This is a genomic window from Aeromonas sp. 97A (assembly GCF_051919185.1).
GTDB classification, from domain to species: domain Bacteria; phylum Pseudomonadota; class Gammaproteobacteria; order Enterobacterales; family Aeromonadaceae; genus Aeromonas; species Aeromonas veronii.
In genome coordinates this window covers 3912118-3937500 of record NZ_JBQBFF010000001.1, presented here as the reverse complement: position 1 = coordinate 3937500, position 25383 = coordinate 3912118, and the positions used below count along the sequence as shown (strand labels likewise).

At 56.4% G+C, this 25383-nt stretch carries 41 protein-coding genes (1 of these 41 only partly in view); 6 read left to right on the top strand and 35 right to left on the bottom strand.

Annotation, left to right across the window (positions count from 1 at the left end; translation table 11 throughout):
- Positions 1 to 476, top strand: the 3' portion of a protein-coding gene (locus ACTG27_RS17965) for a hypothetical protein (protein WP_439980094.1). 211 nt of this gene lie to the left of the window's left edge; only the last 476 of its 687 coding nucleotides appear in the window; its start codon lies beyond the left edge, outside the window; it ends in the stop codon at positions 474 to 476.
- Here the strand turns inward: ACTG27_RS17965 and rplQ are convergent.
- The 28 genes from rplQ to rpsJ form a co-directional block, all read right to left on the bottom strand.
- Entirely contained in the window at positions 425 to 808 is a 384-nt protein-coding gene (gene rplQ, locus ACTG27_RS17960; RefSeq protein ID WP_005307999.1) for a 50S ribosomal protein L17, read from the bottom strand. The genes ACTG27_RS17965 and rplQ overlap by 52 nt on opposite strands.
- A gap of 43 nt (positions 809 to 851) precedes the next feature.
- Positions 852 to 1841, bottom strand: a complete 990-nt coding sequence (locus tag ACTG27_RS17955) for a DNA-directed RNA polymerase subunit alpha (protein WP_005307997.1) — start codon at positions 1839 to 1841, stop codon at positions 852 to 854.
- Positions 1842 to 1866: 25 nt separating this feature from the next.
- A complete protein-coding gene (gene rpsD / locus ACTG27_RS17950) occupies positions 1867 to 2487 on the bottom strand; it encodes a 30S ribosomal protein S4 (protein WP_005340600.1) in 621 nt (206 codons plus the stop codon).
- 39 nt (positions 2488 to 2526) lie between these two features.
- The gene (gene rpsK / locus ACTG27_RS17945) at positions 2527 to 2916 is read right to left on the bottom strand and encodes a 30S ribosomal protein S11 (RefSeq protein WP_005307993.1); all 390 of its coding nucleotides are present in this window, start codon (positions 2914 to 2916) and stop codon (positions 2527 to 2529) included.
- Positions 2917 to 2930: 14 nt separating this feature from the next.
- Positions 2931 to 3287 (bottom strand): 30S ribosomal protein S13, encoded by a 357-nt coding sequence (rpsM, locus tag ACTG27_RS17940; RefSeq protein WP_005307991.1) that lies wholly within the window; start codon positions 3285 to 3287, stop codon positions 2931 to 2933.
- 139 nt (positions 3288 to 3426) lie between these two features.
- A complete protein-coding gene (gene rpmJ / locus ACTG27_RS17935; protein WP_005319705.1) occupies positions 3427 to 3540 on the bottom strand; it encodes a 50S ribosomal protein L36 in 114 nt (37 codons plus the stop codon).
- Positions 3541 to 3567: 27 nt separating this feature from the next.
- The gene (secY, locus tag ACTG27_RS17930) at positions 3568 to 4896 is read right to left on the bottom strand and encodes a preprotein translocase subunit SecY (RefSeq protein WP_005340602.1); all 1329 of its coding nucleotides are present in this window, start codon (positions 4894 to 4896) and stop codon (positions 3568 to 3570) included.
- An 8-nt stretch (positions 4897 to 4904) separates the two neighbouring features.
- Entirely contained in the window at positions 4905 to 5342 is a 438-nt protein-coding gene (gene rplO, locus ACTG27_RS17925; RefSeq protein ID WP_005340604.1) for a 50S ribosomal protein L15, read from the bottom strand.
- Positions 5343 to 5344: 2 nt separating this feature from the next.
- Entirely contained in the window at positions 5345 to 5524 is a 180-nt protein-coding gene (gene rpmD, locus ACTG27_RS17920; protein ID WP_005307985.1) for a 50S ribosomal protein L30, read from the bottom strand.
- A gap of 6 nt (positions 5525 to 5530) precedes the next feature.
- Complete coding sequence (gene rpsE / locus ACTG27_RS17915) at positions 5531 to 6031, bottom strand: 30S ribosomal protein S5 (RefSeq protein WP_005340605.1); 501 nt, start codon at positions 6029 to 6031, stop codon at positions 5531 to 5533.
- 14 nt (positions 6032 to 6045) lie between these two features.
- Positions 6046 to 6399, bottom strand: coding sequence for a 50S ribosomal protein L18 (rplR, locus tag ACTG27_RS17910; protein WP_005340606.1), 354 nt, complete (start codon positions 6397 to 6399; stop codon positions 6046 to 6048).
- A gap of 9 nt (positions 6400 to 6408) precedes the next feature.
- Positions 6409 to 6942: a 50S ribosomal protein L6 gene (rplF, locus tag ACTG27_RS17905; RefSeq protein ID WP_005340607.1), complete on the bottom strand. Its 534-nt coding sequence runs from the start codon at positions 6940 to 6942 to the stop codon at positions 6409 to 6411.
- Positions 6943 to 6955: 13 nt separating this feature from the next.
- Entirely contained in the window at positions 6956 to 7348 is a 393-nt protein-coding gene (gene rpsH / locus ACTG27_RS17900) for a 30S ribosomal protein S8 (RefSeq protein ID WP_005307980.1), read from the bottom strand.
- Positions 7349 to 7369: 21 nt separating this feature from the next.
- Positions 7370 to 7675, bottom strand: coding sequence for a 30S ribosomal protein S14 (gene rpsN / locus ACTG27_RS17895; RefSeq protein WP_005340609.1), 306 nt, complete (start codon positions 7673 to 7675; stop codon positions 7370 to 7372).
- 10 nt (positions 7676 to 7685) lie between these two features.
- On the bottom strand, positions 7686 to 8225 hold the full coding sequence (gene rplE, locus ACTG27_RS17890) for a 50S ribosomal protein L5 (RefSeq protein ID WP_005331162.1): 540 nt from the start codon (positions 8223 to 8225) through the stop codon (positions 7686 to 7688).
- A 13-nt stretch (positions 8226 to 8238) separates the two neighbouring features.
- Complete coding sequence (rplX, locus tag ACTG27_RS17885) at positions 8239 to 8556, bottom strand: 50S ribosomal protein L24 (protein ID WP_005307977.1); 318 nt, start codon at positions 8554 to 8556, stop codon at positions 8239 to 8241.
- 11 nt (positions 8557 to 8567) lie between these two features.
- On the bottom strand, positions 8568 to 8936 hold the full coding sequence (rplN, locus tag ACTG27_RS17880; protein ID WP_005307975.1) for a 50S ribosomal protein L14: 369 nt from the start codon (positions 8934 to 8936) through the stop codon (positions 8568 to 8570).
- Between the two features lie 147 nt (positions 8937 to 9083).
- Positions 9084 to 9332, bottom strand: coding sequence for a 30S ribosomal protein S17 (rpsQ, locus tag ACTG27_RS17875; protein WP_005307966.1), 249 nt, complete (start codon positions 9330 to 9332; stop codon positions 9084 to 9086).
- Complete coding sequence (gene rpmC, locus ACTG27_RS17870; RefSeq protein WP_005307965.1) at positions 9332 to 9523, bottom strand: 50S ribosomal protein L29; 192 nt, start codon at positions 9521 to 9523, stop codon at positions 9332 to 9334. Before rpmC ends, rpsQ begins: the two co-directional genes overlap by 1 nt.
- A complete protein-coding gene (rplP, locus tag ACTG27_RS17865) occupies positions 9523 to 9936 on the bottom strand; it encodes a 50S ribosomal protein L16 (protein ID WP_005340612.1) in 414 nt (137 codons plus the stop codon). Before rplP ends, rpmC begins: the two co-directional genes overlap by 1 nt.
- A gap of 13 nt (positions 9937 to 9949) precedes the next feature.
- Positions 9950 to 10663: a 30S ribosomal protein S3 gene (gene rpsC, locus ACTG27_RS17860; RefSeq protein ID WP_005307962.1), complete on the bottom strand. Its 714-nt coding sequence runs from the start codon at positions 10661 to 10663 to the stop codon at positions 9950 to 9952.
- Positions 10664 to 10666: 3 nt separating this feature from the next.
- Entirely contained in the window at positions 10667 to 11011 is a 345-nt protein-coding gene (gene rplV, locus ACTG27_RS17855; RefSeq protein ID WP_005319741.1) for a 50S ribosomal protein L22, read from the bottom strand.
- 10 nt (positions 11012 to 11021) lie between these two features.
- Positions 11022 to 11300, bottom strand: a complete 279-nt coding sequence (gene rpsS / locus ACTG27_RS17850) for a 30S ribosomal protein S19 (RefSeq protein WP_005307960.1) — start codon at positions 11298 to 11300, stop codon at positions 11022 to 11024.
- Positions 11301 to 11322: 22 nt separating this feature from the next.
- Positions 11323 to 12144, bottom strand: a complete 822-nt coding sequence (gene rplB, locus ACTG27_RS17845) for a 50S ribosomal protein L2 (protein WP_005340614.1) — start codon at positions 12142 to 12144, stop codon at positions 11323 to 11325.
- A gap of 15 nt (positions 12145 to 12159) precedes the next feature.
- Complete coding sequence (gene rplW, locus ACTG27_RS17840; RefSeq protein WP_005307955.1) at positions 12160 to 12462, bottom strand: 50S ribosomal protein L23; 303 nt, start codon at positions 12460 to 12462, stop codon at positions 12160 to 12162.
- A complete protein-coding gene (gene rplD / locus ACTG27_RS17835; protein WP_005340616.1) occupies positions 12459 to 13064 on the bottom strand; it encodes a 50S ribosomal protein L4 in 606 nt (201 codons plus the stop codon). Before rplD ends, rplW begins: the two co-directional genes overlap by 4 nt.
- 17 nt (positions 13065 to 13081) lie before the next feature.
- On the bottom strand, positions 13082 to 13714 hold the full coding sequence (gene rplC / locus ACTG27_RS17830) for a 50S ribosomal protein L3 (RefSeq protein ID WP_005340620.1): 633 nt from the start codon (positions 13712 to 13714) through the stop codon (positions 13082 to 13084).
- Positions 13715 to 13736: 22 nt separating this feature from the next.
- The gene (rpsJ, locus tag ACTG27_RS17825; RefSeq protein WP_005307944.1) at positions 13737 to 14048 is read right to left on the bottom strand and encodes a 30S ribosomal protein S10; all 312 of its coding nucleotides are present in this window, start codon (positions 14046 to 14048) and stop codon (positions 13737 to 13739) included.
- 356 nt (positions 14049 to 14404) lie between these two features.
- Between rpsJ and ACTG27_RS17820 the strand changes: the two genes are divergently transcribed.
- The gene (locus ACTG27_RS17820; RefSeq protein WP_439980093.1) at positions 14405 to 15319 is read left to right on the top strand and encodes a DMT family transporter; all 915 of its coding nucleotides are present in this window, start codon (positions 14405 to 14407) and stop codon (positions 15317 to 15319) included.
- 37 nt (positions 15320 to 15356) lie between these two features.
- Here ACTG27_RS17820 and envZ read toward each other — a convergent pair whose 3' ends face one another.
- Positions 15357 to 16667, bottom strand: a complete 1311-nt coding sequence (gene envZ, locus ACTG27_RS17815) for a two-component system sensor histidine kinase EnvZ (RefSeq protein ID WP_204380503.1) — start codon at positions 16665 to 16667, stop codon at positions 15357 to 15359.
- Positions 16664 to 17386: an osmolarity response regulator transcription factor OmpR gene (ompR, locus tag ACTG27_RS17810; RefSeq protein ID WP_005340625.1), complete on the bottom strand. Its 723-nt coding sequence runs from the start codon at positions 17384 to 17386 to the stop codon at positions 16664 to 16666. Before ompR ends, envZ begins: the two co-directional genes overlap by 4 nt.
- A gap of 248 nt (positions 17387 to 17634) precedes the next feature.
- On the opposite strand from ompR, the gene greB reads away from it, so the two are divergent.
- Complete coding sequence (gene greB, locus ACTG27_RS17805; protein WP_167565218.1) at positions 17635 to 18108, top strand: transcription elongation factor GreB; 474 nt, start codon at positions 17635 to 17637, stop codon at positions 18106 to 18108.
- A gap of 190 nt (positions 18109 to 18298) precedes the next feature.
- On the top strand, positions 18299 to 20608 hold the full coding sequence (locus ACTG27_RS17800) for a Tex family protein (RefSeq protein ID WP_439980092.1): 2310 nt from the start codon (positions 18299 to 18301) through the stop codon (positions 20606 to 20608).
- A gap of 70 nt (positions 20609 to 20678) precedes the next feature.
- Here ACTG27_RS17800 and ACTG27_RS17795 read toward each other — a convergent pair whose 3' ends face one another.
- The 4 genes from ACTG27_RS17795 to bioH all read right to left on the bottom strand — a co-directional run bounded on the left by ACTG27_RS17795 (position 20679) and on the right by bioH (position 22881).
- Complete coding sequence (locus ACTG27_RS17795; protein ID WP_005355353.1) at positions 20679 to 20957, bottom strand: hypothetical protein; 279 nt, start codon at positions 20955 to 20957, stop codon at positions 20679 to 20681.
- Between the two features lie 85 nt (positions 20958 to 21042).
- Positions 21043 to 21810 (bottom strand): putative metalloprotease CJM1_0395 family protein, encoded by a 768-nt coding sequence (locus tag ACTG27_RS17790; protein WP_058056364.1) that lies wholly within the window; start codon positions 21808 to 21810, stop codon positions 21043 to 21045.
- A gap of 1 nt (position 21811) precedes the next feature.
- Positions 21812 to 22045, bottom strand: a complete 234-nt coding sequence (locus ACTG27_RS17785) for a flagellar basal body rod C-terminal domain-containing protein (RefSeq protein ID WP_005342675.1) — start codon at positions 22043 to 22045, stop codon at positions 21812 to 21814.
- Between the two features lie 71 nt (positions 22046 to 22116).
- A complete protein-coding gene (bioH, locus tag ACTG27_RS17780; RefSeq protein ID WP_439980090.1) occupies positions 22117 to 22881 on the bottom strand; it encodes a pimeloyl-ACP methyl ester esterase BioH in 765 nt (254 codons plus the stop codon).
- 38 nt (positions 22882 to 22919) lie between these two features.
- Here bioH and ACTG27_RS17775 point away from each other — a divergent pair, with 38 nt between their 5' ends.
- Positions 22920 to 23648, top strand: a complete 729-nt coding sequence (locus tag ACTG27_RS17775; RefSeq protein ID WP_421347200.1) for a ComF family protein — start codon at positions 22920 to 22922, stop codon at positions 23646 to 23648.
- An 80-nt stretch (positions 23649 to 23728) separates the two neighbouring features.
- Positions 23729 to 24307 (top strand): Fe-S biogenesis protein NfuA, encoded by a 579-nt coding sequence (gene nfuA / locus ACTG27_RS17770; RefSeq protein WP_005340636.1) that lies wholly within the window; start codon positions 23729 to 23731, stop codon positions 24305 to 24307.
- A gap of 69 nt (positions 24308 to 24376) precedes the next feature.
- Here the strand turns inward: nfuA and gpsA are convergent, their stop codons facing one another.
- Positions 24377 to 25381 (bottom strand): NAD(P)H-dependent glycerol-3-phosphate dehydrogenase, encoded by a 1005-nt coding sequence (gene gpsA / locus ACTG27_RS17765; protein WP_439980089.1) that lies wholly within the window; start codon positions 25379 to 25381, stop codon positions 24377 to 24379.
- Positions 25382 to 25383 lie beyond the last annotated feature (2 nt).

The window sequence follows — 25383 nt, the reverse complement described above, 5'->3', positions numbered from 1 at the left end:
GGCAGTTGAGGCAGTTGAGGCAGTTGAGGCAGTTGAGGCAGTTGAGGCAGTTGAGGCAGTTGAGGCAGTTGAGGCAGTTGAGGCAGTTGAGGCAGTTGAGGCAGTTGAGGCAGTTGAGGCAGTTGAGGCAGTTGAGGCAGTTGAGGCAGTTGAGGCAGTTGAGGCAGTTGAGGCAGTTGAGGCAGTTGAGGCAGTTGAGGCAGTTGAGGCAGTTGAGGCAGTTGAGGCAGTTGAGGCAGTTGAGGCAGTTGAGGCAGTTGAGGCAGTTGAGGCAGTTGAGGCAGTTGAGGCAGTTGAGGCAGTTGAGGCAGTTGAGGCAGTTGAGGCAGTTGAGGCAGTTGAGGCAGTTGAGGCAGTTGAGGCAGTTGAGGCAGTATCAGAATGGATTAAAAGAAAAGCCGGGACAAGCCCGGCTTTTTCTTTATCACTCAGCAGCTGCTTCAGCAGCGGCCGGGCGGTCTACCAGCTCAATATAAGCCATAGGGGCGTTGTCGCCTGCACGGAAACCGCATTTCAGAATGCGAGTATAACCGCCGGCGCGCTCCAGGTAGCGCGGGCCCAGTTCATTGAACAGCTTAGCCACGATCGCGTTATCGCGAGTACGGGCAAATGCCAGGCGACGATTAGCAACGCTATCAGTCTTGGCAAGGGTGATCAGCGGTTCAACTACACGACGCAGCTCTTTTGCCTTAGGCAGAGTCGTCTTGATGATCTCATGACGAACCAGGGAGCTGGCCATGTTGCGGAACATTGCCTGACGATGGCTGCTGTTCCGGTTCAGTTGACGACCACTCAAACGATGGCGCATGACCTTATCCTTCTAACTAAATCTGTGAAACCCGTAATCTGGATTACTCGTCAGCGATGCTGGCGGGCGGCCAGTTCTCAAGGCGCATGCCAAGAGACAGACCACGGGAGGCCAACACGTCCTTGATCTCAGTCAGGGACTTCTTACCGAGGTTAGGAGTCTTAAGCAACTCAACTTCGGTACGCTGTACCAGATCACCAATATAGTGGATAGCTTCTGCCTTCAGACAGTTCGCAGAACGAACTGTCAGCTCCAAATCATCGACAGGACGTAGCAGAATCGGATCAAACTCGGGTTTCTCTTCTTTCTTCTCGGGCACGCTGACATCGCGCAGATCCACGAAGGCTTCCAGTTGCTCGGCCAAGATAGTGGCAGAACGACGGATGGCTTCTTCAGGATCCAGGGTACCATTGGTCTCCATGTCGATGACCAGCTTGTCCAAGTCGGTACGCTGTTCCACACGCGCTGCCTCAACATTGTAGGCAATACGAACGATGGGGCTGAACGCGGAGTCCAGCAGCAGGCGACCAATAGGACGCTCTTCGTCATCGTTGTGAACACGAGCAGAAGCAGGCACATAACCACGACCGCGCTGAACTTTCAGGCGCATGCTGATTTCAGCATTGGCACCAGTCAGATGGCAGATTACGTGCTCCGGGTTTACGATCTCGACTTCATCACCGTGAGTGATATCACCAGCGGTAACGGGGCCTGTTCCAGACTTGGTCAGGGACAGAGTTACCTCGTCCTTGCCTTCCAGCTTCACAGCGATACCTTTCAGGTTGAGCAGGATTTCAAGAATGTCTTCCTGTACACCTTCTTTGCTGCTGTACTCATGCAGTACCCCGTCAATTTCGACTTCAGTAACTGCACAACCGGGCATAGATGACAGCAAAATACGACGCAGGGCGTTGCCCAGCGTGTGACCAAAGCCACGCTCGAGTGGCTCAAGAGTCACTTTCGCATGAGTCGGGCTAACTTGCTCGATGTCAACTAGCCGCGGTTTAAGAAAATCTGTTACAGAACCCAGCATTGTGTCCTCTCTTTAGAAGCTAGCTTTACTTGGAGTAAAGCTCGACGATCAGCTGTTCGTTAATGTCGGCAGACAGGTCGGAACGCTCTGGCAGACGCTTGAAAGCACCTTCCATTTTAGCGGCGTCAACCTCTACCCAAGTCGGCTTCTCACGCTGACCAGCAACTTCCAGGGAAGCTTTGATACGCGCTTGCTTCTTAGCCTTCTCACGAACGCAGATCACGTCCTCAGGGGAAACCTGGAAAGAAGGAATGTTCACAACGCGACCGTTTACCATGATGGCCTTGTGGCTCACCAGCTGACGAGATTCAGCACGGGTAGCGCCGAAGCCCATACGGTAAACAACGTTGTCCAAACGACCTTCCAGCAGCTGCAACAGGTTTTCACCGGTGTTACCCTTTTGACGGGCAGCGTCGCGGTAGTAGTTGCGGAACTGTTTTTCCAATACGCCGTAGATACGACGAACTTTTTGTTTCTCGCGCAGCTGAACACCGTAGTCGGACAGACGCGCTTTACGCGCACCGTGCTGACCAGGGGCGGTGTCAATCTTGCACTTAGAATCAATCGCACGAACACCTGACTTCAGGAAGAGGTCGGTGCCCTCACGACGGCTAAGCTTAAGCTTAGGACCGATATATCTTGCCATCTTCTTTCTCCAACAATCCTAGACCAAGTAGCTACAGCGTTATACGCGGCGCTTCTTGGGAGGACGACAACCGTTGTGCGGGATCGGAGTCACATCAGTAATGTTAGTGATGCGGAAACCAGCCGCGTTCAGGGCGCGGATGGAAGACTCACGACCGGGACCCGGACCTTTGACCATGACTTCCAGGTTCTTGACGCCATATTCTTTGGCCATCTCACCAGCGCGCTCGGCAGCTACCTGAGCAGCGAACGGGGTGGACTTACGAGAACCACGGAAACCGGAACCACCAGAAGTAGCCCAAGACAGAGCATTGCCCTGACGGTCAGTAATGGTCACGATTGTGTTGTTGAAAGATGCATGAACGTGCGCAATACCGTCGCTCACTTGCTTTTTAACGCGCTTGCGAGCACGAGTCGGAGTTTTAGCCATTTTCTACCTTCCCGTTACTTCTTGATAGCCTTGCGCGGACCCTTACGGGTACGAGCGTTGGTCTTGGTACGTTGACCACGAACAGGCAGGCTACGACGGTGACGCAAACCACGGTAGCAACCCAGATCCATCAATCGCTTGATGTTCATGGAAATCTGACGACGCAGGTCACCTTCAACGGTGAATTTACCTACTTGTTCACGCAGACTCTCGATCTGAGCTTCGTCCAGGTCTTTAATTTTCACATTCTCAGCGATACCGGCTGCGGCACAGATGGCCTTGGAGCGGGTACGACCGACGCCATAAATCGCAGTCAAAGCGATGACTGCATGCTTATGGTCAGGAATGTTAATGCCAGCGATACGGGCCACTATTCACTCCTACATATAGTAGATTACGACCACCACAAAGCCCGTGAGCGGATACGTGGCGGTCAACCAATACACAACAAAAGTTGGCTGGCTATATTAGCCAGCACAACTATTTGTTGCAAGTACTAACCGTAAAAAATTAGCCTTGGCGCTGTTTATGCTTTGGCTCGCTGCAAATCACACGCACCACACCGTGACGCTTGATGATTTTGCAGTTACGGCAGATTGCCTTAACGGAAGCACGAACTTTCATTGCTTAACTCCGTAACTACGCCGACCTTTAGCGGCCGTAGCCCTTCAGGTTGGCCTTCCTCAGGACGTCGCCATATTGATGAGACATCATATGGGTTTGTACCTGAGCCATGAAGTCCATGATAACAACCACGATAATCAGCAGCGAAGTGCCACCGAAGTAGAACTGTACGTTCCAGGCAGTCATCAAGAACTGGGGTACCAGACAGATAAAGGTTATATAGAGCGCACCTGCCAATGTCAGGCGAGTCATAACCTTATCGATGTAACGTGCTGTCTGCTCGCCCGGGCGAATCCCCGGGATAAAGGCTCCACTCTTCTTCAGATTATCTGCTGTCTCGCGGGGGTTGAACACCAGCGCGGTATAGAAGAAGCAGAAGAAGATAATGGCTGCTGCATACAGCATCTCGTAAAGCGGTTGACCCGGCTGCAGGACCATAGAGACCTGTTGCAGGATATCAGCTACTTTACCCTCGCCCTGACCAAACCAAGAGGTAATGGTCCCCGGGAAAAGGATGATACTGGATGCGAAAATCGCAGGAATCACACCAGCCATATTCACTTTCAACGGCAGGTGTGTGCTTTGCGCGGCAAATACCTGGCGGCCTTGTTGACGCTTGGCATAGTTAACGACGATACGACGCTGACCACGCTCCACGAACACCACAAAGTAAGTCACTGCGAAAACAATCAAGCCCAGCAACAACAACAGCAGGATGTGCAATTCCCCTTGACGTGCCTGTTCGGCCGTAGCGCCAATGGCATGCGGCAGACCAGCAACGATACCTGTGAAAATAATCAACGAGATACCATTACCAATCCCACGCTCGGTAATCTGCTCACCCAACCACATCAAAAACATGGTACCGGTGACCAGACTCACAACCGCTGTGAAATAGAAGCCCAGACCCGGATTAGTCACGAGTCCATGCATCATATTCGGCAGACCGGTTGCAATACCAATGGCCTGGAAAGTTCCCAAAACCAGCGTGCCCCAACGGGTATATTGGCTAATCTTGCGACGGCCGGATTCACCTTCTTTCTTGAGTTCAGCAAGAGCGGGGTGAACCACTGTCAGCAGCTGGATAATGATCGACGCCGAAATGTACGGCATGATCCCCAACGCAAGAATAGAAGCACGCGAGAGTGCACCACCACTGAACATGTTGAACATCTCAATGATGGTGCCCTTCTGTTGCTGGAACAACTCGGCCAGTACGGCGGCGTCAATACCAGGAATCGGCACATAAGAGCCTGCACGGAAAACGATAATCGCCCCGAGAACGAAGAGCAGACGGCTCTTCAGTTCACTCAGACCACCCTGTGCTTTAACATCCAATCCTGGTTTCTTAGCCATTGTACTGATTATTCCTCGATTTTACCGCCAGCGGCCTCGATGGCTGCGCGTGCACCTTTGGTGACGGACAGACCACGAACGGTCACAGCACGGTCAATGTTGCCTGACAGAACAACTTTAGCGAACACGATGTTCTTAGTAACAACACCGGCTTGCTTCAGAGTGCTCAGGTCGACCACATCACCTTCTACCAGGGCGATTTCGTTCAGACGCACTTCGGCAGAAACCAAAGATTTGCGAGAGAAGAAACCGAACTTCGGCAGACGGATTTTCAAAGGCATCTGGCCGCCTTCGAAACCGTTGCGGACTTTACCGCCACCGGAACGAGAGGTTTGGCCTTTAACACCACGACCACCAGTCTTGCCCAGGCCGGAGCCGATACCACGACCACGACGTTGTTTTTCAGGCTTGGAACCAGCGGCCGGAGACAGAGTGTTCAGACGCATGCTTAGCCCTCCACCTTAACCATGTAATAAACCTGGTTGATCATGCCGCGTACGCAAGGAGTATCTTCCAGCTCAACGGTGTGACCAATGCGACGCAGACCCAGACCACGCAGAGTCGCCTTGTGCTTTGGCAGACGGCCGATAGAGCTGCGAGTTTGAGTTACTTTTACAGTGTTAGCCATGTCGCATTACCCCAGAATTTCTTCAACGCGCAGACCACGCTTGGCAGCGATCTGTTCCGGTGATTGACCGTGAACCAGAGCGTCTACAGTAGCGCGAACAACGTTGATTGGGTTGGTGGAACCGTAGGTCTTGGCCAGCACGTTGTGGATACCGGCAACTTCCAGAACAGCACGCATAGCGCCACCTGCAATGATACCAGTACCTTGGGAGGCCGGCTTCATGAACACGGTGGAGCCAGAGTGAACACCACGCACCGGGTGGTGCAGAGTGCCGTTGTTCAGCTCAACCTTGTTCAGGTTACGCTTAGCCTGTTCCATTGCTTTTTGAATAGCAGCCGGAACTTCACGGGCTTTACCGTAACCGTAACCTACACGGCCGTTACCATCACCCACCACGGTCAACGCGGTGAAGGACATGATACGACCACCTTTAACAGTTTTCGAAACACGGTTTACTGCAATGAGCTTTTCTTGCAGTTCGCCGGCTTGAGATTCGACTTTAGCCATCTTCGACTCCTAGCTTAGAACTGAAGACCAGCGTCACGTGCGGCAGCTGCCAGGGCAGCGATGCGACCGTGATACTTGAAACCGGAACGATCGAAAGATACGTTCTGAACGCCTTTGGCAATAGCACGCTCAGCGATAGCCTTACCTACAGCGGTAGCAGCATCTGCGTTACCGGTGTATTTCAGAGCTTCACTGATGGCTTTCTCTACTGTGGAAGCAGAGGCCAGAACTTCGGAACCGTTGGCTGCAATAACCTGCGCATAGATATGACGCGGGGTACGGTGAACAACCAGACGGGTAGCTCCCAGTTCCTGCATCTTTTTCCGAGCACGAGTAGCACGACGGAGACGAGCTGCTTTCTTGTCCATAGTGTTACCTTACTTCTTCTTAGCTTCTTTAGTACGCACTTGCTCGTTGGCATAGCGTACACCCTTGCCCTTGTAGGGCTCCGGAGCGCGGTAAGCACGGATATCGGCGGCGACTTGGCCAACCAGCTGCTTGTCGACGCCACGCAGAACGATTTCTGTAGCAGTCGGGCACTCAGCGGTCACACCAGCCGGCAGCGCATGCTCTACCGGGTGAGAGAAGCCCAGAGCCAGCGCAACAGCATTGCCCTTGATGGAGGCTTTATAACCTACACCAACCAGCTGCAGCTTGCGCTCGAAGCCTTGGGTAACACCGATTACCATGTTGTTGACCAATGCACGGGCAGTACCGGCCTGAGCGTCAGCACCAGCGATGCTGCCGCGCGGGGCGAACTTCAGTACATTGTCTTCTTTGGTCACTTCTACACCGGCGTGAATAGAGCGAACCAGAGAACCTTTACCACCTTTGATGGTCAGTTCCTGGCCGTTCAGAGTCACCTCTACGCCAGCAGGAATAGTGACGGGTGCCTTAGCAACACGAGACATTTCCTACCTCCTATTAAGCGACGTAGCAGATGATCTCACCGCCCATGCTTGCTTTGCGAGCAGCACGGTCAGTCATCACACCTTTAGACGTGGACACGATAGCAACACCGAGACCGCCCATAACTTTCGGCAGATCAGTAGTGCGCTTGTAAATACGCAGGCCTGGACGGCTTACGCGTTGGATCAGTTCTACAACTGGCTTGCCCTGGAAATATTTCAGTTCAATTTCCAGTTCCGGCTTCACGTCACCAGCTACGGAGTAGCCAGCGATGTAACCTTCTTCTTTCAGCACTTTGGCGATAGCCACTTTCAGCTTGGAAGAAGGCATGGAAACCGCAACTTTGCTCGCCGCCTGACCGTTACGGATGCGGGTCAGCATATCCGCGATCGGATCTTGCATGCTCATAAGTCTAACTCCCGAGATTCGTTACCAAGAAGCCTTCTTCAGGCCCGGAATTTCGCCCTTCATGGCATGCTCACGCACCTTGATGCGAGACAGGCCAAACTTGCGCAGGAAACCGTGCGGACGACCAGTAATATTGCAACGGTTACGCTGGCGGGACGGACTGGAATCACGGGGCAGCTGTTGCAGTTGCAGTACAGCATCCCAACGCGCTTCTTCAGAAGCGTTCATGTCAACGATGATAGCTTTCAGCTCGGCACGCTTGGTCGCGTACTTGGCTACCAGCTTGGCACGCTTTGCTTCGCGCGCTTTCATGGATGTTTTAGCCATAACCCTAACCTTACTTGCGGAATGGGAAGTTAAAGGCAGCCAGCAGAGCACGGCCTTCTTCATCGGTATTCGCGGAAGTGGTGATGGTGATATCCAGACCACGGACGCGATCGACTTTGTCATAGTCGATTTCCGGGAAGATGATCTGCTCACGCACGCCCATGGAGTAGTTACCACGACCGTCGAACGCTTTAGCGTTCAGGCCACGGAAGTCACGGATACGCGGTACGGAGATGCAGATCAGCCGTTCCAGGAACTCCCACATACGCTCGCCACGCAGGGTTACTTTACAACCTATCGGGTAGCCTTCACGAATCTTGAAGCCCGCAACAGATTTGCGAGCTTTGGTGATCAGCGGCTTCTGACCGGAAATGGCAGCCATATCGGCAGCAGCATTTTCCAGCAATTTCTTGTCAGAGATCGCTTCACCAACACCCATGTTCAGGGTGATTTTCTCGATCCGAGGGACTTGCATGATAGTCTTGTAACCGAACTGCTTGGACAGTTCATTTACTACATCGGATTTGTAGTAATCATGCAGTTTCGCCATCGTTAAACTCCAATTACTTCACAAGTTCGCCGGTGGATTTGAAGAAACGGACTTTTTTGCCGTCTTCAATCCGGAAACCAACGCGGTCAGCTTTGCCAGTGGCAGAGTTGAACAGCGCTACGTTTGATACATCGATGGGGGCTTCTTTGGTGACGATACCGCCAGCCTGACCCAGTGCGGGTACCGGCTTCTGGTGTTTCTTCACCTGGTTGATGCCTTCCACGATTACCTTACCTTTTGCAATCAGGACTTGAGTGACTTTGCCACGCTTGCCCTTGTCTTTGCCGGTAAGAACAATCACTTCGTCTTCGCGACGGATTTTAGCTGCCATCGTTCGACTCCTTACAGTACTTCGGGTGCCAGGGACACAATCTTCATGAACTTCTCATTACGCAGTTCACGGGTCACCGGGCCAAAAATACGAGTACCGATTGGCTGTTGGTTGTTGTTAAGCAACACAGCCGCATTGTTGTCGAAACGGATGACAGAGCCGTCCGGACGACGAACGCCTTTACGGGTGCGTACGACCACCGCGTTATACACATCACCTTTCTTCACTTTACCGCGAGGAATGGCTTCCTTGATGGAAACCTTGATGATGTCGCCGATGCCGGCGTAACGGCGGTGCGAGCCACCCAGAACCTTAATACACATTACACTGCGAGCGCCGGAGTTGTCGGCAACACCCAGCATACTTTGCATCTGGATCATCTTAGTGCTCCGCTTTGTTTACTTCTTATCCCTAATGGGATCTGGCTGCCTTCAAAAGGCGCGAAACTATAACACAGGATTTTCAGAAAAGGTAGCCTAAAAAACAAACGGCCCCTGAAAGGGGCCGCTTGGACTACAAAGTACCGATTAGGCCTTTTCTACAACGGCAACCAGGGTCCAGGACTTGGTCTTGGACAGCGGGCGGCATTCGCGGATTTCCACGAGGTCGCCAGCTTTGCACTCGTTGTTTTCGTCATGCACGTGCAGCTTGGTAGTGCGCTTGATGATCTTACCGTAGATCGGGTGCTTTACCTTGCGCTCGATAGCAACAGTGATGGACTTGTCCATCTTGTCGCTGATTACACGACCTTGCAGAGTACGGATCTTGTCAGTCATTACGCACCTGCCTTCTCAGTCAGTACAGTCTTGATACGTGCGACGTCACGACGCACTTGTTTCAGAGTGTGAGTCTGAGCCAGCTGGCCGGTGGACGCTTGCATGCGCATGTTGAATTGCTCACGCAGCAGGCCCAGCAGCTCCTGGTTCAGTTCTTCGACGCTCTTTTGACGCAGATCTTGGGCTTTCATCACATCACCGTCTTAATTACGAAAGTGGTCTGAACAGACAGCTTAGCTGCGGCCAGGGCAAACGCTTCACGCGCCAGAGCCTCAGGTACACCGTCCATCTCGTACAGAACCTTGCCAGGCTGGATCGGGCAAACCCAGTATTCCACGTTACCCTTACCTTTACCCATACGAACTTCGAGGGGCTTTTCGGTGATGGGCTTGTCCGGGAACACACGGATCCAGATCTTACCTTGACGCTTAACGTGACGGGTCATGGCACGACGGGCTGCTTCGATTTGACGAGCAGTCAGTTGACCACGGGATGTCGCCTTCAGGCCAAAGGTACCGAAGGATACTTCGTTACCAGAGGTGGCCAGACCGCGGTTACGACCCTTGTGGGTCTTGCGGAATTTAGTACGCTTAGGTTGCAACATTTACCGAATCTCCTTACTTAGCAGCGCGGCGCTTGTTGTCACGCTTGGGCTTTGCAGGAGCTTGCTCTTGAGCAGCGGCAGCGTTAACAGCAGCCAGACCGCCCAGAACTTCGCCCTTGAAGATCCAAACTTTAACGCCGATCACACCGTAAGTGGTGTGGGCTTCAGAAGTTGCGTAGTCGATGTCGGCACGCAGGGTGTGCAACGGCACACGACCTTCACGGTACCATTCGGTACGCGCGATTTCAGCGCCGCCCAGACGACCGGAAACTTCCACTTTGATGCCCTTGGCACCCAGGCGCATTGCGTTCTGTACGGCGCGCTTCATAGCACGACGGAACATTACACGACGCTCCAGCTGGGAAGTGATGCTGTCGGCAACGAGTTTGCCATCCAGCTCCGGCTTGCGGACTTCGGAAATGTTGATCTGAGCAGGCACGCCAGCAATAGTGGCTACAGCTTTGCGCAGCTTCTCAACGTCTTCGCCTTTCTTACCGATGACAACACCCGGACGAGCGGTGTGAATGGTCACACGGATGCTCTTGGCCGGACGCTCAATGGTGATCTTGGACAAGGACGCGTTTTTCAGTTCCTTGGTCAGGAACTGGCGTACTTGAAAATCGCTGTACAGGTTGTCAGCGAAGTCTTTGGTGTTCGCGAACCAGGTAGAATTCCAAGGCTTGGTAATACCCAGGCGAATGCCATTAGGATGTACTTTCTGACCCATTGCTTATCTCCCAGCCTTAGCGTCGGATACCACTACAGTGATGTGAGCGGTACGCTTGAGGATACGATCCGCACGACCTTTGGCACGCGGACGGATGCGCTTCATGGAGGGACCTTCGTCGACCATGATAGTAGCAACACGCAGCGCGTCGATATCGGCGCCTTCGTTGTGCTCAGCGTTTGCAATGGCAGATTCCAGCACTTTCTTAACCAGCACAGCAGCCTTTTTCGGGCTGAAGGTCAGGATATTCAGAGCCTTGTCTACGGACAGACCACGTACTTGATCGGCTACCAGACGAGCTTTCTGGGCAGAAGTACGGGCATAACGGTGTTTAGCGATAGCTTCCATCATTTATCCCTTAGCGCTTCTTAGCCTTCTTATCAGCAGCATGGCCGCGATAAGTACGAGTCGGTGCGAATTCACCCAGTTTGTGACCGATCATTTCTTCGGTAACGAAAACCGGAACGTGCTGACGACCATTATGGACAGCGATGGTCAAACCGATCATGTTCGGGATGATCATTGAACGACGGGACCAGGTTTTAACCGGCTTTTTATCCCCGCTTTCCACCGCTTTCTCTACCTTCTTCAGCAAGTGCAGGTCAATAAATGGACCCTTCTTGAGAGAACGTGGCATGGTGATTCCTCTATGTTAACAATTACTTGTTACGACGACGTACGATGTACTTGTCGGTACGCTTGTTCTTACGGGTCTTGAAGCCTTTAGCCTTCTGGCCCCATGGGGACACAGGCTGCATGCCCTTGTTACGACCCTCACCACCACCGTGCGGGTGGTCAACCGGGTTCATCGCCATACCGCGAACGGTCGGACGAATACCACGCCAGCGGTTTGCACCGGCTTTACCCAGTTGACGCAACATGTGCTCGGAGTTACCGACTTCACCGATGGTAGCGCGGCACTCGGCCAGAACTTTACGTACTTCGCCGGAACGCAGACGCAGAGTTACATAGTTACCTTCACGAGCCAGGATCTGGATGAAAGTACCAGCGGAACGAGCCAGCTGGGCACCTTTACCAGGCTTCATCTCTACAGCGTGAACGGTAGAACCAACCGGGATGTTGCGCATCGGCAGGGCGTTACCTACCTTGATGGCTGCATCAGCACCAGAAGCGATCGCGTCACCAGCTTTCAGGCCTTTCGGAGCCAGGATGTAACGACGCTCACCGTCTGCATACAACACCAGAGCGATGTTAGCGGTACGGTTCGGATCGTATTCCAGGCGCTCTACTTTAGCCGGGATACCGTCTTTGTCGCGCTTGAAGTCGACGATACGGTAGTGCTGCTTGTGACCACCACCGATATGACGGGTAGTGATACGGCCGTTGTTGTTACGACCACCGGACTTGCTTTTGCTGTCCAGCAGAGCGGCGAAGGGCTTGCCCTTGTACAGCTCTTGATTGACGATCTTGACGACGTGGCGGCGGCCCGGAGAAGTAGGCTTGCACTTAACGATTGCCATTTTTGAGAACTCCTCTTACTCGGCTGCGCCCATGAAGTCGATGTCCTGACCAGCTTTCAGGGTCACATAAGCCTTTTTCCAATCGGAACGACGGCCTACGCGTGCACCTGCGCGCTTGGTCTTACCCTTCATGTTCAGGGTACGGACGGTCTCAACTTCGACCTCGAACAGTTTCGCAACTGCAGCTTTGACTTCCGCCTTGGTAGCATCAACAGCAACTTTGAACACGATAGTGTTCTGCTTTTCTGCAACCATGGTGCTCTTTTCAGAGATGTGCGGAGCCTTCAGAACTTTCAGCAGACGCTCTTCACGGATCATGCCAGCATCTCCTCGATTTGCTTAACTGCGTCAGCAGTCATCAGAACCTTGTCGAAAGCGATCAGGCTGACCGGGTCGATACCGGCAACGTCACGCACGTCAACTTTGTACAGGTTGCGAGCAGCCAGGAACAGGTTCTCATCGACTTCAGCAGTCACGATCAGAACGTCAGTCAGTTCCATTTCTTTCAGCTTGGCGATCAGTTCTTTGGTCTTCGGAGCTTCGATGCCGAACTTCTCAACAACGATCAGGCGCTCTTGACGTACCAGCTCGGACAGAATGCTACGGATAGCGCCGCGGTACATCTTCTTGTTTACTTTCTGGCTGTGATCTTGCGGCTTAGCAGCAAAAGTCACACCACCGGAACGCCAGATGGGCGAACGGATGGAGCCAGCACGGGCACGACCAGTACCCTTCTGACGCCACGGCTTTTTGCCGCCACCAGACACTTCAGAGCGAGTCAGCTGCGCACGAGTACCCTGACGGGCACCAGCGGCATATGCAACGACGACCTGGTGAACCAGAGCTTCGTTGAATTCGCGCCCGAAGGTAGTCTCGGAAACTTCAAGAGCGCTCTTGGCGTCTTTCATTACCAATTCCATTACTATCTCCTCAGACGTTACGCTTTGACGGCAGGTTTGACGATCACGTTGCCGTTGGTTGCACCCGGTACTGCACCTTTGATGAGCAGCAGGTTGCGTTCAGCGTCAACACGAACCAGTTCCAGGTTCTGAGTCGTTACACGCTCAGCACCCATGTGACCAGCCATCTTTTTGCCCTTGAATACACGACCCGGAGTCTGGTTCTGACCGATAGAACCCGGAACGCGGTGAGACAAGGAGTTACCGTGGGTCATATCCTGGGTGCGGAAGTTGTGGCGCTTAACAGTACCAGCAAAGCCCTTACCTTTGGATGTGCCGGTAACGTCTACCAGCTTAACGTCAGCGAGAAGATCTACTTTCAGCTCGCTACCAACAGTGAAAGTTTCACCGTTGTTCAGGCGGAATTCCCACAGACCGCGACCGGCTTCTACACCAGCTTTGGCGAAGTGGCCAGCTTCCGGCTTGGTCACACGGCTGGCTTTCTTGGCGCCAGTGGTAACCTGAATAGCGTTGTAGCCGTCGGTTTCTACAGATTTGACCTGAGTTACACGGTTAGCTTCAACTTCGATAACAGTCACCGGGATAGAAACGCCATCTTCAGTGAAGATGCGAGTCATACCCACTTTGCGACCTACAAGACCGATTGTCATTGTTATCAACCTCTTTCCGTAATTAACCCAGGCTGATCTGGACGTCTACACCAGCTGCCAGATCCAGACGCATCAGGGCGTCTACGGTCTTGTCAGTCGGCTCAACGATGTCTACCAGACGCTTGTGAGTGCGGATCTCGTACTGATCACGCGCATCTTTGTTGACGTGCGGGGAGATCAGGACGGTGAAGCGCTCTTTGCGAGTCGGCAGCGGAATAGGACCGCGAACCTGCGCGCCAGTGCGCTTAGCAGTTTCAACGATTTCCGCAGTGGATTGATCAATCAGGCGATGATCAAAAGCCTTCAGGCGGATACGGATTCTTTGGTTCTGCATTGACAGAGCTCCAATAGATAAAAGAACATAAATCAACACCGCCCGACCGAGATTTCTCCCGCCAGAGGTGTGATTTTTCACGTTTCCCCCCATATCGGGAGGACTGTATGGCTGGCTCCTGTAAACAGGAAACTCAGCAGCAGACATATCGTCTGGCTTACCTCATGGGTAAGCGGAGGGGATTATACAGATTTTTCAAATTTGCGCAAGGGAGAGCGAACAGATTATGCGCAGCTTTATGTGACAGATGGATCTCGCCTGCGGCAACGCACTCTGCTGCCGCCACCCAGGTAACGACAATGTTACAAGCAGACTGGTAGACTGTGCGCTTGCCTCTGTCAGTGGAACGACATCCCATGCTCAAAGATCAAAAGAAAGCCTATCAATATGGCCTCTGCGCCGTTGCCCTCTGGTCGACGGTCGCCACAGCCTTCAAGATCTCCCTCGCCTATTTCGAACCTGTGCAACTGTTGCTTGTGGCCGCATTCACCTCGACTCTCACGCTGACAGCCGTCGTCGCCAAACAGGGCAAACTGCCGCTGCTGGGGAGCTACATCAAGGCCCGCCCTCTCTACTACCTGACTCTGGGCGTGCTGAATCCCTTTCTCTATTACCTGTTGCTGTTCAAAGCCTATGATCTGCTGCCTGCCCAGCAGGCACAGACCCTCAACTACACCTGGGCCATTACCCTCAGTCTGCTGGCCGTACCCTTCCTCGGCCAGAAGCTGCGTCGGCGCGATGGCGTCGCTATCGTGCTGGGGTATTTTGGCGCACTGGTGATCGCCACCAGAGGGGATGTATTCGGCCTCCAGTTCGACAGCCCCCTCGGCGTGACGTTAGCGCTGGTCTCGACCCTCATCTGGGCCAGCTACTGGATCCTCAACACCCGCAATCAGGGGGATCCCATCGTCAGCCTGTTGCTCGGCTTTATGATCAGCCTGCCTTTTATCGTCGTTGCAACCTGGTTGCTCTCCGATTTTGCCATGACCGCCTGGCAGGGATGGGCTGGAGCCATCTATGTGGGACTGTTCGAAATGGGCTTCGGTTTCGTGCTCTGGCTGATGGCGCTGCGCCATGCCACCAACACGGCCCCCATCAGCAACCTCATCTTTATCTCGCCGTTTGCCTCACTGGTGCTGCTCAATCTGTTGATCGGCGAAACCATCCATCCGGCCACCCCCATCGGGTTAGCGCTCATCGTTGCCGCCCTGTTGATCCAGCAGCTCAAGTACGGCAAACGCTATCGAGCATCAGTCGAAACCAAGAGCTGACCATGCAGAAGGGCGTATCCACAGATACGCCCTTCTCTCAATCCATCCACTCCTGTGGCTGATGTTTCGGCAGCCGCATCTCGACCAACAAGCCGCCGAGATCCGAGCTTCCCAACCGGATAGTGCCGTGGTGCTGGGCGACTATCTTGGCCACGATGGCCAACCCCAGCCCACTACCTCCAACAGTCCGCGCCACATTACCCTGAGTAAACGGCTTGAGCACCCGGGAGTAGTCCTGCTCCGGAATCCCGGGGCCATCATCGGAGAGGCGCAAGCGCACCCAGTGCCCATCGTCCTTGAGCTCGGCATGCAAGCGGCTCGCCCCGTAACGCTGCGAGTTGCTTGAGAGGTTGTTCAACACTCGCCGGATACTGACCGGATTGCAGGCCACCCGCACCGCCTCTTGCGGCAGCGCCAGATCGACCTCCAGCCCCTGCTCCGAGTAGATCAGCAAGGTATCGTGCACCAGCTGGGTCAGGTCGATCGGCTCCAGATCCTGGCCTTCATCCGGGCGGATGTAATCGATGAACTGATCGATGATGGCATTGGACTCATCGATGTCGGCGTTGATGCTCTCCTTGAGGTACTCGTCACCGGAGGACATCATCTCGGTGGCCAGCCGGATGCGGGTCAGCGGGGTACGCAGATCGTGGGAGACCCCCGCCATCATCAGGTTACGCTCTTCGATCAGGCTCTTGATGGAGTGCGACATATGGTTGAAGGTGCGGGTCAGCCGCCGCACCTCCCTTGAGCCCAGCTCCCCCAGCGCCTCGGGGAAATGGCCCCTGGAAACAGCAACAGCACCAGCCTCGAGATCCTCGAGCGGGCGCACCAACTGCCGGGCAAAACGCCAGGCCGCAAACAGGGTGATCACCAACAACACGCTCAGATAGATGATGAGGGGTTCGATATCGTCATCTTCAATCTCGGTCAGCGGGATCCGCACCCAGATTTTGCTGGCCTGCGGCGGCTGGATCCAGATGATGTAATGATCCTGGATCTCGACCCGCACCTTGGCCGGGCCACCCAGTTCGCGGCTGATATTCTCCTCCAGATAGGGGTACGGCTTGGCCTCGTTGAAGCCATGCTGCACCGCCTCGCTCTGGGTATAGATGTCGGTACCGGTTGTCACATAGACCAGCGCCTCGGCATCTTCGCTCAGCGCCAGTTGTTCAGTGTTGACCGGAAAGATCAGCTTGACCTGGTTGGCCAGCAAGTGACTGATCTGCTTGACGGTTGGCGCCAGCAGATAGTTGTAGAAGGTGACGTAGGAGACTGCTTGATAGACCACCAGAACGGCAGCCAGAAACCAGAGCATGCGCGAGAACATGCTGCCGACCTTTTTCATGCACCGTCACCATCTGGCACGAACACATACCCCAGACCCCAGACGGTCTGCAGGTAGCGGGGCTGGGCCGGATCCTGTTCCAGCAGACGGCGCAGGCGAGAGACCTGCACGTCGATGCTGCGCTCGGTGGCGGTGTATTCGCGGCCACGGGCCAGATTCATCAGCTTGTCGCGGGAGAGCGGCTCGCGCGGATGGCTGACCAGTACCTTGAGCACCGCAAATTCACCGCTGGTGAGCGCCATCGGCTCACCATCCCGGCTCAGCTCGCGGGTCGCCAGATTGAGCTGGAAGGCCCCGAAGTTGACCACCTTTTCTGCAGCAGAGGGAGCCCCCGGCAGCTCGACGGTATGGCGACGCAGCACGGCACGGATCCGCGCCAGCAGTTCGCGGGGGTTGAACGGCTTGGGCAGATAGTCATCGGCCCCCATCTCGAGCCCGACGATGCGATCCACTTCATCCCCCTTGGCAGTGAGCATCAACACCGGGATCTGGTTGCCCGCTTCCCGCAGACGACGGCAGATGGAGAGCCCATCCTCCCCCGGCAACATCAGGTCGAGCACCATCAGGCTGAAGTTTTCACGAGTCAGCAAGCGATCGGCCTGCTCGCCATTGGCCACGCCGCGCACTACGAATCCCTGCTCGGTGAGATAGCGCTCCAACAGGGAACGTAATTTCAGGTCATCGTCCACGACCAGGACCTTGTATTGCTGCTGACTCATTGCTTTGCCTCTTCATTCTTTAGCTGCCCCCAATACTAGGGGGGGATATAGCGGGAGCAAAGCACAAATATGTTACCGGTTATTACCCGTCCCGAGAGCGTGACGGCCATCAAGTCACTGCGCTGGCCAGCGACTCCCTGAATGGCGCCAGCCGAGCCATCACGATTTCCCTCGACAGCAAGAGGACAAAAGCTAATATTCCCGAGCAGTTAGCGATGAATACCCCTCTTTGACAGGTCCGCATCACCATGAAGACAAAGCTGATCACCCGCGAAGGCTACAACAAGCTGAAAGAAGAGCTCGATTTCCTCTGGCGTCAGGAGCGCCCCGAGGTCACCAGGAAGGTGGCATGGGCCGCCAGCCTGGGGGATCGCAGCGAAAATGCCGACTACCAGTACAACAAGAAGCGGCTGCGGGAGATCGACCGGCGGGTGCGTTACCTGCGCAAATGTCTCGAAGAGCTGGGGATCGTCGACTATGCCCCCGCGCAGGAGGGCAAGGTCTTCTTCGGCGCCTGGGTCGAGGTGGAAAACGAAGAGGGCGAGACCAAGCGCTTTCGCATCGTCGGCTATGACGAGATCTTCGAGCGCAAGGATTACATCTCCATCGACTCCCCCATGGCCCGCGCCCTGCTCAAGAAAGAGGTCGGTGATGAGGCCATCGTCCGTACGCCAGTTGGTGACGTCTGCTGGTATATCAACGAGATCAACTACCCCAAATAGCCGGACTGCTTGCCACAGGCACATTCTGAGTCACAGGTGCAATGGCAAGATAAACGCCTCCCCTGCGACTTTCTCAGTCTGACGGGTGCAGCCCCCAGCGCAGGGTGGCATCCCGCAACACGACCCCATATAGTGCTCACACTTGGCGCCTGATGGCGCGGACTCGACCACAGAGGCCCTCAACAACATCATGATGCAAACCATAGAGAGACAGATTGCCGGTGAGCTCCATGCTCGCCCGGAGCAGGTGCAGGCCGCAGTGCGCCTGCTGGATGAAGGCTCGACCGTACCCTTTATCGCCCGTTACCGTAAAGAGGTGACCGGCGGTCTGGACGACAGCCAGCTACGTACTCTGGAGAGCCGCCTCGGCTATCTGCGTGAACTGGAAGATCGCCGTCAGGTGATCATTCGCTCCATCGAAGAGCAGGGCAAACTGACCCCCGAGCTGGCCCGCGAATTGAATGGCGCCGACAGCAAGACCCGACTGGAAGACCTCTACCTCCCCTACAAGCCCAAGCGCCGCACCAAGGGGCAGATGGCCATCGAAGCCGGGTTGGAGCCGCTTGCCAACCTGCTGCTCAGCGACCCGATGCAGGATCCAGAGCAAGCGGCGGCCACCTTCCTCAATCCCGAACAGGGCATTGCCGACAGCAAGGCTGCCCTCGACGGCGCCCGCTATATCCTGATGGAGCGCTTTGCCGAGCAGGCCGACCTGCTGGAGAAGTTGCGCGACTACCTGTGGCAGAATGCCACCCTGCGCGCCCGCGTGGTGGCAGGCAAGCAGCAGGAAGGGGCCAAGTTCAAGGACTATTTCGAACACGACGAACCACTGCACAAGGCCCCCTCCCACCGGGTGCTGGCCATGCTGCGCGGCCGTAATGAAGGGATCCTCAATCTGGCGCTGGTAACCGGTGACGATGAGAGTGCCAGCCCCTGCGAAGGGATCATTGCCCACCATCTCAAGCTCAATCTGCAGAACCGCCCGGCCGACAAATGGCTGCAAGGGGTGGTGAGCTGGACCTGGAAGATCAAGTTGTCGCTTCAGATGGAGACCGAGCTGATCGGTCGCATCCGCGAGTCGGCAGAGGAGGAGGCGATCAAGGTGTTCGCCATGAACCTCAAGGATCTGCTGATGGCGGCCCCGGCCGGCATGCGCTGCACCATGGGGCTGGATCCGGGCATCCGTACCGGGGTCAAGGTTGCCGTGGTGGATGCCACCGGCAAACTGGTCGATCACGCCACCATCTATCCGTTCGAACCAAAACGCCAGATTGATCAAAGCCTCAAGACCCTGAGCGAGCTGTGCCAGAAACACAAGGTCGAGCTCATCAGCATCGGCAACGGCACCGCCTCGCGGGAGAGCGACCGGCTGGTGAGCGACCTGTTCGAGCGCTACCCCGCCGCCAAGGCGCAGAAGATAGTGGTGAGCGAAGCGGGGGCCTCGGTCTATTCCGCCTCCGAGCTCGCCTCCCAGGAATTCCCGGATCTCGATGTCTCGATCCGTGGCGCCGTCTCCATCGCCCGCCGCCTGCAAGACCCGCTGGCCGAGCTGGTCAAGATCGACCCCAAGAGTATCGGGGTGGGCCAGTATCAGCACGACGTCGGCCAGAGCCAGCTGGCCCGCCGACTGGATGCCGTGGTTGAGGATTGCGTGAACGCGGTCGGGGTCGATGTGAACACCGCCTCGGTCGCCCTGCTCAACCGGGTTTCCGGCCTCTCCCAGACGTTGGCCCAGAACATCGTCGCCTATCGGGATGAGCACGGCGCCTTCAAGAGCCGTCAGCAGTTGCTGAAAGTGAGCCGACTCGGCCCCAAAGCCTTCGAACAGTGCGCCGGCTTCCTGCGCATTCGCGGCGGCAGCAATCCCCTCGACAGCTCAGCGGTACACCCGGAGTCCTATCCGGTCGTGGAGCGGATCCTCGCCAAGCTGGAGCAGACCGTGGAGAGCCTGCTCGGCAACAGCAGCCTGCTGCGCAGCCTGAAACCGGCCGATTACACCGATGAGCAATTCGGCGTACCTACCGTCACCGACATCATCGGCGAGCTGGACAAGCCGGGCCGCGACCCGCGCCCCGAGTTCAAAACCGCGACCTTCAAGGAAGGTGTGGAGCAGATCAGCGACCTGGTGCCAGAGATGGTACTGGAAGGGGTGGTCACCAACGTCACCAACTTCGGCGCCTTCGTCGATATCGGTGTTCATCAGGACGGTCTGGTGCACATCTCCTCCCTGACCGACCGTTTCGTCAAGGATCCCCGTGAGGTGGTCAAGGCCGGCGACATTGTGCGGGTCAAGGTGCTGGAGGTGGACGCCCCGCGCAAGCGGATCAGCCTGACCATGCGCCTCGACGAAAAGGCAGGGCAACCCGCCCGCAAGCCGGCTGAAGCGCGCAACAGCAGTGCTGGCAACACCAAACCAAGAAATGAGCCGCGGCAAAGCCCCCCTATGGGTGGTGCCATGGGCAACGCCTTCGCGGCAGCGCTCTCCAAAGCGAAAAAGTAACGACACCGTCCAGAACACCTCTGAATGCAAAAAGCCCCGCAAGGGGCTTTTTTACACGCGAAGCTCAGGATCACTGCGTCAGGGCAGCAAGAATACTCTCGGGCTCTCCATGCTGGGCCAGCACCTCCCGCAGTCGGTTGAATGCCTTGCAGGCCTCTTGCGGATACTTGCCGTAAGAGACGACGCCGGTGTGGCTCCAGCCAGCCGCCAGCATCACTTTCTTCTTGAAACTGGTTCCTTCAGTTCCCCCTCCCCCGAGCTGCATCAGAAACTGCTCCATCTGCAGGTGGGGGGGCGGTACACGGGAGAAGGTGGTGAAATCTTCCGCTTTGACTTCATCGAAATGCATGACAGCTCCTGTGAAATTGGAATGGGCCTGATCTTCAGGTTAGTTGCAAAACAGGCAAAGCAGCTGAAAGTTTGGCGAGGGTGACTCAGATATGCAGACTGAGGGACTGGGTAGAGGCTGGGCTGACAGCCTGTTGATAGTGGCCCGCGATGACGCTGTTGCGCTTGTCCATATAGGCACTCAGCACACCGCCCGATTTCGCGCTCTGCTCGGCCATCAGCTCTTTGCGCGCCTTGGCCTCACTCGCGGCGGCGCTGCGCGCGACGGCCAGATCTTGCGCGGAAGGCTCGGCAGGCGCCAGCGCTGCAGAGCGGATCTGCTGCATCTTGGCGATGGTGGCGGCAGGGTCACCGGGTACGACACTGGTATCGATCTGGACTTCGCCACCCGTCGCATAACGCTTGCCATCCGGCCCTTGCGTAAACTGATAGGTGGGTGAGCTGGCGTACTCTCCACCCGCAGACTGGTGAGCCTGCTCGTGAGTACGCACCTCCTTGTCACGCTCGACAAGATCCTGAACCTGCTGCTCTTGCCGCTGTTGCTGCTCCTGCTGTTTGGGATCTTGCTGCTTGCGCTGCCCATCCTCACCGGTGGCCTCGACAAAGCGATTGTCTGGCAGTGTCGTCGGCGCCAGTTGCCCGGTTTCACGGCTGTTCTGGGAGCTCTGATTGCTGGAGGCCTGACCGGCTTTGGATTTCTCTTTCTGGGAGCCGACTTCAGATTCGGCAACGGAGGCTTGGCCCGCTCGGGCCTGCGGGATCAGTTCTGCCCGGCGATTATCCGTCCTCGCCGCTTCCACTTGGGGTTGCAGCTGTGTCGGGATAAGGGGAGGCAGACTGACATTGATGTTCATCTCACACCCGGATGTCGATCAGGGTTCCCATCATCTCGCTGGCCGTCTGCACTACCTTGGCAGAAGCGCCAGCCTGCTGCTCGGCCACCTTGAGATTGACGAGCTCATCGGTCACTTGCACCTGATCCCCGCTGGGGGTGTTGAGGCGGGCGATCTGATTGGATGCCTTGTCGGCAATCTGCTCGGCTCGCTGAAATCCCTGTACCCCGCTGTTGAAAGCAGAATCAATACGCATGGTGTTACTCCTCTGGTCACAGCTTAATTATCCGCCAGACCAGAGGATTAATGAAGCTTGCAGGCTGTTTTTTAGCCAACAAAATCTCGAACGATTTCAATGAATTCGTCAGGGTGGGAGATAAAAGGTGCGTGTGAGGCCTTATTGAGGGTCACGCTACGGCTGGCAGGGTAGAGATCATCCAGCAGGGGAATAGCCGCCTTGGGTACCAATGAATCCAGTCGGCCATAAATCCGCAACCAGGGCAGATCCAGCTCCCGCAGCGGTTCGCGCAGGTCAATCTCGGCCAACAGCGTCAGCCCGGCCTCGAGTGCGGCAAACTGGGGCGCCGGGCGCTCGGCCAGCCAGTGGCGCAACTGACGGATATCGTCCCGGGCATGTTCGCTGCCCATGGCCTGGATCGCCAGAAAGCGCTCTATGGTCTGGCGAAAATCCCCCGCCAGCATCTGGTTGAAGCCGGTCAGTACCTTGGGGGCGATCCCCGGCCACTCATCACGGGCCATGAAACAGGGGGAGCTGGCCACGGTGATCAGGGAGTGCAGCAGATCGGGATGCGTCAGCGCCAACTGGCTTGCCACCAGACCGCCGAGCGACCAGCCAAGCAGATGGCACTTCTGCGGCAAGATAGCAGCCACCTGCTCGGCAAGCCAGGGCAGGCTGTAATCCACCTCGTCTGCCAGCGGGCTGTTGCCAAAGCCGGGCAAATCCACCAGATGAACCCGATAGTGGGACGACAACTGTTGGGCAACACCATGCCAAACCGCACCGTTCATCCCCCAACCGTGCAACAGCACCAGATCGGGCCCCTGGCCAAACTGCTCTACCGATATGCTCATCTAGACTCAAGATCCCTGTTCATGCTCTTGGGGTCAGCATGTTAAAGCGACTGCTCGCTAAAGCAAGCCCGCTGCTCGGCAGCCACGGTGACTGGCAAGGGAGTTGCCTGCTCTGTCATCAGCCTTGTGACAACGAGCCCCTGCTCTGCAGCTGGTGTCGGCAGGCGCTGCACCAGTCACAGCCGAGATGCCACCTCTGCGCCGCACCGCTGGCTGACTATATAGAAGAGAGCATACCGGTCTGCGGCCGCTGCCAACGCAGACCTCCCCCCTGGGAGCGGTTGCAGGTGATCGGCGACTACCAGGCTCCCTACCCCATGCTGATCCCCCGGCTCAAATATTCCGGCCAGATCCTGCTGGCGCCGCTACTGGCACGCCTCTTGGCCGATCATCTGGATGGCCGCGAGCCGCCGGAGGCGATCATTCCGGTTCCCCTGCACTGGTGGCGGCAGTGGCGACGTGGGTTCAACCAGGCGGAGGAGATCGCGCAAGCCCTTGGCGAGTTCACCGACATTCCCTGCGACAACACCCTGTTGCAGCGCATCAAGGCGACCCCGCAACAAACAACCCTGAGCGCCGGGCAGCGGCGGCGCAATCTGCGCGGGGCATTCCGGATCCGCCCCCACCACTATCGCCATGTCGCCCTGCTCGATGACGTCGTGACCACAGGCGCCACCGCTGGGCAGCTCAGCCGTTTGCTCCATGAGAGCGGCATCACAAAGGTAGAAGTATGGGCAATCTGTCGTACCCTGCGGCACAGCAAGTAGCCATCGGCATGCTACCCAAGCATTAATAACCGCGTTATCATGAATACCCTAGTCGTACACTCAGGTTTATGAGGATAGTGATGATCAGCATTTCCGACGCCGCCCAGGCCCATTTCCGTAAACTGCTGGAAAAACAGCCTGATGGCACCAATATCCGGGTGTTTGTGGTCAATCCGGGAACCCAGAATGCCGAGTGTGGCGTATCGTATTGCCCGCCCGATGCCGTGGACCCGGAAGATCAACACCTGCCCTTCAGCGGCTTCGACTGCATGGTCGATCCCCTGAGCGCCCCCTTCCTGGTGGATGCCACCATCGACTTCGTGACCGATCAGATGGGCTCCCAGCTCACCCTGAAGGCACCGAACGCCAAGATGCGTAAAGTGGCCGACGACGCGCCGCTGATCGAGCGCATCGAGTACGTGTTGATGTCCGAAGTGAACCCCATGCTGGCCGGTCACGGTGGCAAGGTCACCCTGGTAGAGCTGACTGAAGACAAACTGGCCATCCTGCAGTTTGGCGGCGGTTGCAACGGTTGCTCCATGGTCGATTACACCCTGAAAGAGGGGATCGAGAAGCAGCTGCTGGAGAAGTTCCCGGGCGAACTCAACGGCGTGAAAGACGCCACCGAGCACCAGCGCGGCGACCACTCTTACTACTGATTTGCAGCCCTTGCAGCAAAGAAAAGGCCCCGCCATCTGGCGGGGCCTTTTGCATGGGCAATCGGCAGATTACTCGTCCTTCTTGTCTCGCGACAGCAGGGCGATGGCCGCCTCTTTCGGGTTCTTACCCTCGTAGAGCACCTTGAAGATCTGCTCACAGATGGGCATCTCGACGCCGCAGCGGGCCGCCAGCAGATGCACCTCTTTGGTGTTGCGATACCCCTCCACCACCTGACCGATCTCGGTCATGGCGGTGTTCACATCCTTGCCTGCCCCGAGGGCCAGCCCGAAGCGACGGTTGCGCGACTGGTTGTCGGTACAGGTGAGCACCAGATCCCCGAGCCCCGCCATCCCCATAAAGGTTTTGGCATCGGCACCCAGCGCCGCACCCAGACGCTGCATCTCCACCAAACCCCGGGTGATGAGCGCGGTTCTGGCATTGGCGCCAAACCCTAGCCCGTCGGAAAGACCGGCACCGATGGCGATGACGTTCTTCACCGCCCCGCCCAGCTGCAGACCGACGAAGTCCGGATTGGTATAGACCCGGAATGAGCGGCCACAGTGCAGCAGGTGGGAGAGATCGTCGGCAAACTCGTCGTGAGTCGAGGCGACCGAGATGGCGGTCGGCAGACCGGCAGCCAACTCCTTGGCAAAGGTGGGACCGGAGATGACCGCCAACGGTATCTCGTCACCCAGCACTTCGCGGGCCACATCCTGCAGCAGACGGCCACTGTCCGGCTCCAGACCCTTGGTGGCCCAGGCGATACGGGTATCGGGGCGCAGGAAGGGTTTGATCCGGGTCAGCACATCGCCAAATACATGGCTCGGCACGACCAGCAACAGCACGGGGGCAGCCTGTACCGCACGTTGCAGATCCGCGGTCAGCTGCAGAGCGGCGGGAAAAGGGACATCAGGCAAAAATGCCTTGTTGCAGCGGTCTTGTTCCAGCTCGGCGACATGAGCAGGGTCGTGACCCCACAGCAGGGTCGGATGACCGTTGCGCGCCAGAGAAATGGCAAGGGCGGAGCCATAAGACCCCGCCCCCAAGACCGAGATAGCGATCTGGTCAGCCATTA